The sequence below is a fragment of the Sphingomonas zeae genome, assembly GCF_014197135.1.
GTDB lineage: Bacteria > Pseudomonadota > Alphaproteobacteria > Sphingomonadales > Sphingomonadaceae > Sphingomonas > Sphingomonas zeae.
Genome location: NZ_JACIFA010000030.1, coordinates 1 through 10,797, shown reverse-complemented (window position 1 = coordinate 10,797; position 10,797 = coordinate 1). Strand labels below are relative to the sequence as shown.

The window sequence follows — 10,797 nt, the reverse complement described above, 5'->3', positions numbered from 1 at the left end:
CTCGTCCGTCAGCCAAAACAGGTCGCTCATTACCAGTCTCCTCACGGAGCCTGAATCAGATCGCGACGCTCACATCAATGGGTCCTGACCCTAGCTCCCAGGCGGTCAGCAGGAGATTTCGGATCAGGCAAATAGATCGCCGATCGCACGCATACGGAAGGCGTTGATCCACCGACGTCGGCGATGCTCGCTGGCGTCGTGGCGCATGTGGCACCGCTGGCAGAGTGCAGCGAGGTTGCGTGGTCGGTTATCGCTCGGATCATGGTTCAGATGCGCGCTAGCAAGAACCACGCGCGTGATCCGCACTTGTGAAGGTGGATCAATGCCGACGAAGCCAGGTTGCGCGCATAAGAGGGCGTCGGGCGGCGGCAGGCGGCGAACGCACCTGCCCTGCCCGTTGCGCCACCTGCTTATGTCCTCATCCCACCAAACACCATCGCCCAGATGCAGCACATGACGACCATGCGGGCGCTGACAATGTTCGCAGCGTCCTTTGGCGCGGCCAAACCGGATGAAGGCAGATAGTTCACGCCAGTCAATCGGGTAGAGCCAGCGATGTTCACGCGCGATTGGCATAACAATTCTATGATTCAGTATCGTGGAGAACGAAAGCAGAAAACAGCAGTGACTCAACTTATCCATTACGGCTAGGTCACTAAGCGATTAGCTGACTTGGCTACTCAAGGAATGGTGTCAAAACCGTTCGGTTGTGACACTGGTTAGGAAGCCGAGCGATCAGCTGCCAAGCATTTTTCCGTCAATCTCCTGACCATAATAGTCCCCTTTGGGGTGAAACTGCTTACGTGCGCTCTCGACAGTCCCGGTCTGCCGCGGATCGCGGGGTCGCTCGCGACTATCGACATAGGCGGCGACATCCCACGCCTGCTGATCCGTCAGCGTGTTGCCCTCACCATAAGGCATGTTGGCCTTGATGAACCCGGCAGCCGACGCCAGCCCGGTCATGCCCGCACCCCAATTGTAGGAGCGCGCTCCCCACAGCGGCGGGATAGTATAGCTGCCGTCCGGGTTCGCCTGCCCTTGGCCGTTCGCACCGTGGCATGATGCGCACTGGCCGGCGAACACAATCGCGCCGCGAACCGGATCGTGCCCGATCGGGGTTGTGGCGAGCTTTATGAACCCGCGACCGGGCAGCGGCTTGCCGGATGGCGCGCCGGTCGCGAGCCAGGCGAAATAGCTCTGGAGATCGCGGTAGATATCGTCGCCAAAGGGCGGCGGGGCGCCGGCTTTCGAGGCGGGCGCGTTCATCGAGTAGAGGAAGCAGTCGCGGATGCGATCCTCCATCGTGTTCACCCGGCCGTTCTTCGCGCGATAAGCTGGGTAGCTGACCCAGGCCGCCCACATCGGGGACGCATCGGCCTTCCGCCCGGCATCGAGGTGACAGTTGCTGCACGTCAGGCCGTTGCCGACGTACTGGCCGGCATGAGCCGCGCTCGCGGTGAAGATCAGTCGACCGCGCCGGATCGCGTCGCCGTCCGGCCCGGCGGGGATGGTGCTTTCCGCCGGTGGCGAAAAGGCGGCGTCCGCTGCTACCTCGACGGGTGCCTGCACGGGCGCGTCAGACTGCCCTACCTTGTAGGTGACGACGAGGACGAGCAGCGCGGCGGTAATGGCGAAGATGATACGCTGGGCATCGCCATCATCACCGGGCGTTGGCGGCGTTGGTTCGGTCATTTGCCCGCGCCGAAGTGGTTGAGCGGCACCTTGAGGAACGCTGTGCCGCACGCCTCCGGCTCCGGCAGGCGACCGCCGCGGATGTTCACCTGGAGCGCGGCAAGCATCAGGTCCGGCAGCGGCAGGGTTGCGTCGCGCTTCTCGCGGGTGGCGACGAACTCGGCCTCACCGATGCCGTTGTGCACATGGATGTTGTCACGACGCTGGTCCGCCACGGTCGATCGTCCAAAGACTTCGCGCCCGTCCTTGCCGTAGTCGTGGCCGACATAGGTCGCGGTGCTGGGCGGCAGTTCGAGGATCGCCCGGATCGAGCGCCACAGCGCGCGCGCGTTGCCGCCTGGAAAGTCAGCCCGACTGGTGCCGCTGTCGGGCACCATCAGCGTGTCGTGGACGAACGCCGCGTCGCCGACGACGTAGGTGATCGAGGCGAGCGTGTGGCCGGGCGACAGCATGACGTGCGCGTCGAGCGAGCCGATCCTGAACTGCTCGCCATCGGCGAACAGGCGATCCCACTGGCTACCATCGACGGGCAGGTCGGGCAGGCAGTAGATGTCCTGCCAGAGCTTCTGCACCTCCACGACCTTGGTGCCGATCGCGGTTTTGCCCCCTGTCTTTTCCGCGAGATACGGCGCGGCCGAGAAGTGATCGGCATGGGGATGGGTATCGAGCACCCATTCCACAGTAAGTCCCTTGGCGCGGACATATTCGAGGATCATATCGGCATTGTCGGTTGCGGTCGCACCGGCACGGGGATCGAAGTCGAGGACCGGATCGATAATCGCGGCGGTCTTCGTGGCTTCGTCGACCACGACATACTGGAAGCTGCCGGTGCGCTCGTCATGGAGCGACGCAACCGTCATGCCCTTGTGATTATACTCGATCATGTTTCGTATCCTCTCGCATCGTCAGCTTTCTTCCCGCGCACGCGCGAACAGCCGTTGGAAATCGCTGGCGTCGATCGCGCCCATCACCAGCATGGGACCGGCAAGATAACCCGGGGTGCCCGCCAGTCCGATCGAATAGGCTTCCTGTCCGTTCGCCCGCAGGCGGGCTGCGACAGCGTCCGCGTGGGCGGCAAGCCAGGTCATCGCGCGCAGCCAATCGCCGCCAGCGCGCATCACGACGTCCCGCAACACGTCGTCGTCGATCGTGCGGCTGTCCGTCATCAACGCACGATGGACGGTCGGGTAAACTCCCTGTTCGGCGCACGCGAGCGCCACGCTTGCGGCACGTTCGGATGGCGGACCGAAGATGGGCCAATCCTTGTAGATGACCCGCACCTTGCCGTCGCGTTGCACAGCCTCTTCCAGGGCGGAAAATCCATGACGGCAGGCCGGGCAACGATAGTCGGTGAACACGGCAAGCCGGAGCGTAGCATCGGCAGGTCCGTCCTCGGGCGAGCCGTTACCGGCAAGGATCAGGTCGGCGGTCGGCCCGACGTCGCGCCCGATCGGGGCGGTACGCCGTAGAACCTGCCCGACTGCCCAACCACCCACGACCACCGCGCCCAAGCCGGCAAGCTGTCTCCGATTGAGCGGCCCGGGCATGGTCAGCGCGCCGCTGGTTTTTTGCGCGCTTCCGCGACGAGACGACGCAACGTCGGGAGATCGACAGCACCGGCGACGACCTGCGAGCCGACGATCAGCGCTGGTGTTCCGTTGAAACCGATCGCCTGGGCGATGCTATCGGTGCGCGTAAGCAGCGCGTCGATTTCGGCGCCACGGTTCTTCAAATCGCGTTGCAGACGGGGCCAGTCGACCTTGGCTTTGGCAGCCGCTGCCTTGACGCCCGCGCTGTCGAGCCGCGCCGGCGAGGTCATCAGGGCCTCGTGAAAGGCGGCATGCCTGCCCTGCCATTGGCTCGCGACAGCCGCGCGTGACGCCTCACGCGAGGCAGGTCCGAAGATCGGCCAGTCCCGGTACACGACCCGTACCTTCGGGTCGGAGCGAAGCAGGGCGTTCAGCACCGGCTCCATGCGACGGCAATAGGGGCAGTTATAGTCGAAAAACTCGACAACCGTGACGTCGTAGGTCCTGCCGGCGCGCTTGGGAGCCACGGGATCGTCAACGACCGCCTTGCGCGACAGATCGGGCTGCTGGGCCATGAGAGGCGTGATCGGCGCGGCGAAGGCAAGCGCGGCCAGGAGGCCCCGAGACAACAGGTTGCGACGATTCATCGGTGTTTCCTTGCTAATTCGATTCCATCGGCGAGCGCAGCGCGTGACAATTCACCGAGCTGGAGCTGTACGATCGTGCCGTCGCCCGCAACGAAGGCCGTTGCGGGATACCCCGCCACCTTCAGGGCTTGAGAAAGGCCACGATCGGGGTCGAGCGCGACATGGCGCGCTCCGATATTTTCACGGCCGAGAAAACCGCTGACGATCGCTTGCGCCTCGCCCTGATCGGCAAGAAGGATCGGGACCTCGCCAGGGCGCGACGCAACCGCATCGAGCATCGGCAGCTCACGCCGACACGGACCGCACCATGTCGCCCACAGGTTGACCACGAAGGGCCTGCCACGGAAGCGATCGAGTGGAAGCGGCGCGCCGGACGGGGTTGTCAGGTTGAGATGATAGGGGAACGGGCCGTAGGTCACGGGAGGGATCAGCGCCTGAAGCGAGAACCAGAGGCCACCCGCAACAGCCAACGCTCCCCAGCCTGCCGCCAGCGCGCTTGAGCGGCCAAGCCGGATCGCCAGCATCGCCGCAGCGCCCAGAAGCCCTGCAACGGGGGAAAAGCCACCCTGCCACACGGCAAGGATGGACAGCGGAGCGCCGGTGTAGCTCGACCAATGCGCTGCGACGTAACCGATCCGTGCCGTGACCAGTCCAGCGACGATGGCGCTGGTGGAGACCGTCGATACGCGAGGGAAGCGGAACCGACCGGCCAGTGTCGTGAGGCCAAGGAACACGACGATGCACAGCACGGCAAGCCCGCGATCGACGGCCAGCATCAGCGGCCCGATGGCAATCGCACCCGCCATCAGAGAAACGCGGCCGCGCTTTTCCAGAGCATGTAGGCCGCCACCACGAAGATCAGGACGGCGAAGACCGTGGTGAGCGTGCCGCCCGTACCGAGGCGCTTCGCGATGCGCGTGCCGATCAAGCCGCCGACAACTCCACCGGCGATGAACACGAAAGCCAGCGGCCAGTCCACCAGACCCGAAAATGCGTAATTGGCGGCCGTCGTCAGCCCGAACGCGGTGACGGCGATCAATGACGTGCCGACGGCGTTCAGGATCGGCATGCCCGTCGATCCGATCAGGCCGGGGACGATCAGAAAGCCCCCGCCGATGCCGAAGAAGCCCGAGAACAGACCGGTGCCGAGGCCGTAGCCCAGCACCTTCGGCGCCTTTTCCCGGTTGCACTCCGCCCCCGGGTTGCCCGTGTCACCGCGCCCGCGCAGCATCAGGACGCCGACGACGACCATGACCAGTGCGAACAGGAACAGGAGCTTGCCGCCGTCGACGGCCTTGCCCGCGGTAGAGCCGAACAGGGCGCCGATGACGCCGGCGGTCGCATACATGCCGCCACAGCGCCATTTGACGTTATGCGCCCTTGCATGGCCGATCAGCCCCGTGGCGGCGTTAGCCGCGACGGCGAACGCGCTCGTGCCGATGGCGAGATGGGCGTCGGGCACGCGCACCAGATAGACCATGAGTGGGACGGCGAGGATCGAGCCGCCCCCGCCGACAAGCCCGAGGGTAAAGCCCACCAGGCTGCCGGATAACGCACCCAGCAGATACTGGATCGGTTCGAGGGTCATGCCGCTTTGCCGATCTTATGCGGAGCCGCCATCCATTCATGGCCTTTCAGCATGCCTTGCCAGTAAATCGGGGGCAGCATCCGCTCCTTCAGGAACCAGGCAGCGCGCGTCGGGCGCGTGCCGTTCAGCAGCCACGACGGAAAGCTGGGGAGCAGTTTTCCACCATAGCCGAACTCGGCGAGGACGATCTTGCCGCGCTCGACGGTGAGCGGGCACGACCCATAGCCGTCATAGTCGACAACAGGAGGCTTGCCTTCGAGTGCGGCGAGCGCGTTGACCGCCACCACGGGTGCCTGCTTGCGGGCTGCCGCAGCCGTCTTCGCATTGCTCGTCCCCGCAGCATCGCCCAAGGCAAAGACGTTGTCGTATCGCTTGTGGCGCAGCGTCGCCTCATCGACCTCGACGAAGCCGTTTGCCGCCGCGAGCGAACTTTTGGCAACGACGTCATGCGACACCTGCGGCGGCACGACGTGGAGCATGTCGAACCCGCGCTCGATCCGCTCGCTGACACCGTTCTGCTTGCGCTCGAAGGTGGCAATACGCCGATCGGCGTCGACCGCGACGAGGTTGGATTCGAGCTTGAGGTTGATCCTATACTTCTCGACATATTCCATCAGCGCAGGGACATAGGTCGCGACGCCGAACAGCGCCGCACCGGCGTTGTGAAATTCGACGTCGATCGCGGGGAGAACACCGCGTTCGCGCCAGATGTCGCAGGACAGGTACATCGCCTTTTGAGGCGCGCCGGCGCACTTGATCGGCATCGGCGGTTGCGAGAACAGCGCGCGTCCCCGCTGCAATTCCTGGACAAGCTGGTAGGTGTAGGGCGCCAGATCGTAGCGGTAGTTGGACGTGACCCCGTTGCGGCCCAACGCTTCGGTAAGCCCCGCGATCTTCTCCCACGCCAAACGCAGGCCGGGGGCGACGATCAGGACACGATAGGCGATCGTATCCCCGTCGCCCAGGGTGATCGCCTGACGCTCGGGGTCGATGGTGATCGCCGGCAGCCGGATCCATTCGACGCCCTTGGGCATGACATCGGCTTCGGCCTTGCGGGTCTGTTCGGGGGTGAAAACGCCTGCCCCGACTAACGTCCAACCGGGCTGGTAATAATGGTCCCGGGCCGCATCGACGACCGCGATCGACACCTTGGCGTTACGTTTCAGGATGCTGGCGGCGGTTGCGATGCCCGCAGCTCCGCCTCCGATGATGACGATGTCGTAGGTCATTTGCCGGTTCTTTCGGACCGGCGAGCGAGCGCCGGCTTCAGATCGGCCAGGTCGTACCCGGCTGCCTTGGCCTGACCGACGATCGTTTCGGGATCGGCATGACTCGCCTCCGCCAGCGCCCATAGGGTAGCCGCCCGCGTGCCGCTTCGGCAGAAGCCGAGCGTCGGTCCCGGCAGCGCAGTCAGCGCTTCCTTCATCCGGTCCGCATCGGCATCGGTCGCCTTGCCCGGCACGATCGGGACATGGGCGAACGCAAGGCCGTGTTCTTCGGCGATCCGGGCCATCTCGTGTGCGCTCGGCTGTCCCTGCTCCTCGCCATTTGGCCGGCTCGAAACGATCGAGCGAAACCCCGCCTGTGCGGCGGCAGCGACATCATCCCGGGTGAGCTGGGGAGCAGCCGAGAAGGACGGTGTGATCTTCTTGAAGGCCATGTAATGTCTCCTGTCCGGTCACGCCGAACGGCGTGGGATGAGTGCGAAGCGGTGGATGGCTGCGCCGAGCGCCATTGCAGCGGTGAAGAGCAGCGCGGGGGCAGGCTGGATCGCGAGCGCGGCGATGGCGGGGCCGGGGCACAGGCCGACAAGGCCCCAGCCTATGCCGAACAGGGCGGCACCGCCGAGGAGGCGCGCGTCGATCGGCGACGTGGCCGGCGTATGGAATTGCTCCGCGACGATCGGCGTAGAGCGTCCACGCACGATGAGCCAGGCTATCGCCATCGGCAGGATCGCTCCCGCCATGACGAATGCCAGGGTCGGGTCCCAGGCACCGGCGACGTCGAGAAACGCCCGTACCCGCGCAGGATCGATCATGCCGGACACGGCGAGGCCGGCGCCGAACAGCGTGCCGCTGACGAGCGAAAGAAGGCTCTGGCGCATCACGATACCACTCCCGCGAGACGCATGAGGGTCACGGTGGCGATGCCGGTCGCCATGAACGTGCCGGTCGCGACGATGGACCGCGGCGACAGGCGCGACAGGCCGCAGACGCCGTGACCGCTGGTGCACCCCGCGCCGAGCCGCGTCCCGATCCCGACGATCAGCCCGGCGACGGCGATCAGCCCGAGCGACGTCGGGAAGCGAGCTTCCACATTCACATTGGCTGCGGTCAGCGCCGCGCCCAGGGGCAGCCCCGCCGTGAAAAGCAAGGCCATCATCCAAGGCGCTCCCCCTTCAGAGAGAGCGAGGACACGCGCGAACATGCCGCTGACCCCGGCGATGCGGCCGTTGCCCAGCAACATGATCGCCGCAGCGAACCCGATCATCAGGCCGCCGATGAAGCCGGCAAGCGGCATGGCATGGGGAAATCCGGGCATCACAGCGTATCCAGTGGAATCTTGAGGTAGCGGGTGCCGTTGACTTCCGGCTCCGGCAGATGGCCGCCGCGCATATTGACCTGCACCGATGGCAGGATGAGCTTGGGCATCGACAAGGTGGCGTCCCGACTGGTGCGCATCGCGACGAAGTTGTCTTCGTCCACCCCCTCATGAACGTGGACGTTGCCGACGCGCTGCGCGCCCACGGTCGTCTCCCAGACATACCGGTCGCGCCCCGCAGCCTTGTAGTCGTGGCACAGGAACAGCCGCGTCTCGTCGGGCAACTGCATCAGTCGACGGATCGAGCGGAATAGCTGGCGCGCATCACCACCGGGGAAGTCTGCGCGTGCGGTGCCGTAGTCCGGCATGAACAGGGTATCGCCGGTGAAGACTGCGTCGCCGATGACATAGGCCATATCGGCGGGGGTGTGCCCCGGCACATGCAGCGCGATGGCCTCGATGTCGCCGATCGTAAAACGGTCGCCATCGTCGAACAGGTGGTCGAACTCGGAGCCGTCCCGTTCGAAGTCGGTGCCGGCGTTGAAAATCTTGCCGAAGACGTTCTGCACGCGAATGATGTCGCGGCCGATCGCGAGCTGACCGCCCAGCGCCTTTTGCAGATAGGGCGCCGCAGACAGGTGGTCGGCATGAGCATGGGTTTCGAGCAGCCAGTCGACCGAAAGGCCGTGCTCCCGCACATAAGCGATTACCGCATCCGCCGACGCCGTATTGGTGCGACCGGCCGCAGCGTCGAAGTTCAGGACACTGTCAACGATCGCCGCCTTTCGCGTGGCGGGGTCCCAGACGACGTAGGTCGCGGTGTTGGTCGGCTCGTCGAAGAACGAGTGAACGACCGGCGATACCGCCGCCTTCGCACGTTCAATCTGCGCAACTGCCTCATTCAACGCCGATTCCACGATCGCCTCCAATTATTGATTTCATGGTTTATGTAGTTGTGTAATCCGCTTGCGTCAACGGGCTGCCCGTGCCATCTGAAAAGCATGGAAACGATGGATGCAGACGTACCGCGCTCGTTGCGCATCGGGGACGCGGCCCCGAATTTCACCGCCCGCACGACGCAGGGCGCGATGTCGCTCGATCAGTATCGTGGTCGTTGGGTCGTGTTCTTTTCGCACCCGGCTGATTTCACGCCGGTCTGCACCAGCGAGTTCGTGGCCCTGGCGAAGGCCGCACCGCAATTCGAGGAGCTCGACTGCGCCTTGCTCGGGCTGTCGGTTGACAGCCTGTATTCGCATGTCGCCTGGTTGCGCGCGATCAAGGATGTCTTCGGTGTAGAGGTGCCGTTCCCGGTCGTGGAAGACCCGTCGATGGCGGTGGGTTACGCCTATGGCATGCTTGACGAACAGGCCGGCGACGCCTCGGCCGTGCGCGCGACCTATTTCATCGATCCTGAGGGCATCATCCGTGCGCTCAACTGGTATCCGATGAACGTCGGGCGATCGGTCGACGAGATGCTCCGCACGGTGAGGGCATTGCAGCGATCGGCCGATGGGCAGGCCTATACGCCGGCCGACTGGCAGCCGGGTGACGACGTCCTGCTCCCGCCCGCCTTGCCGTGCAGCGCCGGTGCCGACTGGTTTCATCAGTTGAAGGCCGATCGATGACGGCGATCCATCAATCCCGCGCGATCGCCGATGCGGCGGTCGAAAAGCTGCGCGTGTTCGCTCAACCCCAGCGCCTCATGATCCTGTCCTATCTGCTGGGCGGTGAGCGGCAGGTTGCGGACATAGAGGCTGCGACCGGCGTGACCCAGCCGGCCCTCAGCCAGCAGCTTGCCGAGCTGCGCCGCGCCGAGCTGGTGAAGACGAGACGCGAGGCAAAGCAGGTCCATTACCGGCTCGCCGATGACGCAGCCGCAATGTGCGTGCGCACGCTCGAGGCGATATTCGGCGCCGATGATCTAGCCGTGCATGAGGCAGCGCCCGCTTCCCGACCGTCGCGAGCGCGCGGGGCGTCGGCTGCCACGCGGCCGCAAAATATAGGCGCAGCCGTATTTGCGAGGGTCGGATAATCATTCCGGTTTCGAAAGGACAAACCAGATGCGGCTTCCCGCTATCGCAGTTGCAGGATGCTTGGCCGTCATGAGCAGTGCCGGGTCAGCAGGCGTCACCGCGCAACAACCCGTGATTGCCGGCTATGGCAGGATCACGCCGGTAGAAGGCGCGGTTGAGCGGCCGGACCACTCGCTGCGATATCGTGTGCTGTTCAGTGTGACGAAGGCGGCGTCATCTCCCGACAAGGTCAATCCCTCGCTGGAGAAGGTCGCACGCTTCCTGAACCTGCTCGGGGCGGACGGCGTGCGGCCGGCACAGGGAGATGTGATCGTGATCGTCCACGGGCCGGCGACACCGATTATTGCCGATGATGAGGCATATGCGACGAAAACCGGTGCCACGACGAACCCCAATCTTGCCTTGATAGCGGCGCTAAGGCGGGCAGGCGTGTCCGTTCGAGTGTGCAGCCAGGCTTTAGTCGGGAATGGGATCGCTCCGGTCACGGTCGATAAGGCTATCGAAGTCGATGTCTCGGCTCTCACCACAATGGCGACATTGCAGATACGTGGTTGGGCGCTGATCCCTGACTGATCGTACCGAACTTCCTGTTTTATCATTCCAGTCCGTAACGCGGCCGGTGTCACAACCGTCCGGTTGTGACACCTGCGTAGCACCCCAGCTTTTCCGCGGGTGTAAACGCTCGCGCTAAGTGGCGGCATTCTGATCGCGCTATTTGTCGGCGAGCGTCGCTACGCGGCTACCGGCTTGGTCTCGGCCGATCGCAC

General features: G+C 64.7%; 15 protein-coding genes. 3 read left to right on the top strand and 12 right to left on the bottom strand.

What is annotated here, in order from left to right; all coding sequences use genetic code 11:
- Positions 1-123: 123 nt before the first annotated feature.
- From GGR45_RS19260 to GGR45_RS19205, 12 genes are all read right to left on the bottom strand, one after another.
- Positions 124-576: a hypothetical protein gene (locus GGR45_RS19260; RefSeq protein WP_043060763.1), complete on the bottom strand. Its 453-nt coding sequence runs from the start codon at positions 574-576 to the stop codon at positions 124-126.
- A 159-nt stretch (positions 577-735) separates the two neighbouring features.
- On the bottom strand, positions 736-1,692 hold the full coding sequence (locus tag GGR45_RS19255; RefSeq protein ID WP_056432833.1) for a c-type cytochrome: 957 nt from the start codon (positions 1,690-1,692) through the stop codon (positions 736-738).
- Positions 1,689-2,576 (bottom strand): MBL fold metallo-hydrolase, encoded by an 888-nt coding sequence (locus tag GGR45_RS19250; RefSeq protein ID WP_018251202.1) that lies wholly within the window; start codon positions 2,574-2,576, stop codon positions 1,689-1,691. The genes GGR45_RS19255 and GGR45_RS19250 overlap by 4 nt, the downstream gene beginning before the upstream one ends.
- 21 nt (positions 2,577-2,597) lie before the next feature.
- Positions 2,598-3,239, bottom strand: a complete 642-nt coding sequence (locus GGR45_RS19245; protein WP_026189135.1) for a DsbA family protein — start codon at positions 3,237-3,239, stop codon at positions 2,598-2,600.
- 2 nt (positions 3,240-3,241) lie between these two features.
- Entirely contained in the window at positions 3,242-3,868 is a 627-nt protein-coding gene (locus GGR45_RS19240; RefSeq protein ID WP_056432835.1) for a DsbA family protein, read from the bottom strand.
- Entirely contained in the window at positions 3,865-4,674 is an 810-nt protein-coding gene (locus tag GGR45_RS19235; RefSeq protein WP_018251199.1) for a TlpA family protein disulfide reductase, read from the bottom strand. The genes GGR45_RS19240 and GGR45_RS19235 overlap by 4 nt, the downstream gene beginning before the upstream one ends.
- On the bottom strand, positions 4,674-5,456 hold the full coding sequence (locus GGR45_RS19230; RefSeq protein ID WP_018251198.1) for a sulfite exporter TauE/SafE family protein: 783 nt from the start codon (positions 5,454-5,456) through the stop codon (positions 4,674-4,676). The genes GGR45_RS19235 and GGR45_RS19230 overlap by 1 nt, the downstream gene beginning before the upstream one ends.
- Positions 5,453-6,685, bottom strand: coding sequence for an NAD(P)/FAD-dependent oxidoreductase (locus tag GGR45_RS19225; RefSeq protein ID WP_018251197.1), 1,233 nt, complete (start codon positions 6,683-6,685; stop codon positions 5,453-5,455). The genes GGR45_RS19230 and GGR45_RS19225 overlap by 4 nt, the downstream gene beginning before the upstream one ends.
- Positions 6,682-7,116 carry a protein tyrosine phosphatase family protein gene (locus tag GGR45_RS19220; protein WP_018251196.1) on the bottom strand — a complete coding sequence of 145 codons (435 nt, stop codon included), beginning with the start codon at positions 7,114-7,116 and terminating at the stop codon, positions 6,682-6,684. Before GGR45_RS19220 ends, GGR45_RS19225 begins: the two co-directional genes overlap by 4 nt.
- An 18-nt stretch (positions 7,117-7,134) precedes the next feature.
- Positions 7,135-7,560: a DUF6691 family protein gene (locus tag GGR45_RS19215; RefSeq protein WP_018251195.1), complete on the bottom strand. Its 426-nt coding sequence runs from the start codon at positions 7,558-7,560 to the stop codon at positions 7,135-7,137.
- The gene (locus GGR45_RS19210; protein WP_170172224.1) at positions 7,560-7,997 is read right to left on the bottom strand and encodes a YeeE/YedE family protein; all 438 of its coding nucleotides are present in this window, start codon (positions 7,995-7,997) and stop codon (positions 7,560-7,562) included. Before GGR45_RS19210 ends, GGR45_RS19215 begins: the two co-directional genes overlap by 1 nt.
- On the bottom strand, positions 7,997-8,926 hold the full coding sequence (locus GGR45_RS19205) for an MBL fold metallo-hydrolase (protein ID WP_197418555.1): 930 nt from the start codon (positions 8,924-8,926) through the stop codon (positions 7,997-7,999). Before GGR45_RS19205 ends, GGR45_RS19210 begins: the two co-directional genes overlap by 1 nt.
- 72 nt (positions 8,927-8,998) lie before the next feature.
- Between GGR45_RS19205 and GGR45_RS19200 the strand changes: the two genes are divergently transcribed.
- From GGR45_RS19200 to GGR45_RS19190, 3 genes are all read left to right on the top strand, one after another.
- Positions 8,999-9,622, top strand: a complete 624-nt coding sequence (locus GGR45_RS19200; RefSeq protein WP_018251192.1) for a peroxiredoxin — start codon at positions 8,999-9,001, stop codon at positions 9,620-9,622.
- Positions 9,619-10,029: an ArsR/SmtB family transcription factor gene (locus GGR45_RS19195; protein ID WP_018251191.1), complete on the top strand. Its 411-nt coding sequence runs from the start codon at positions 9,619-9,621 to the stop codon at positions 10,027-10,029. The genes GGR45_RS19200 and GGR45_RS19195 overlap by 4 nt, the downstream gene beginning before the upstream one ends.
- A gap of 70 nt (positions 10,030-10,099) precedes the next feature.
- Positions 10,100-10,603 carry a DsrE family protein gene (locus GGR45_RS19190; protein WP_018251190.1) on the top strand — a complete coding sequence of 168 codons (504 nt, stop codon included), beginning with the start codon at positions 10,100-10,102 and terminating at the stop codon, positions 10,601-10,603.
- Positions 10,604-10,797 lie beyond the last annotated feature (194 nt).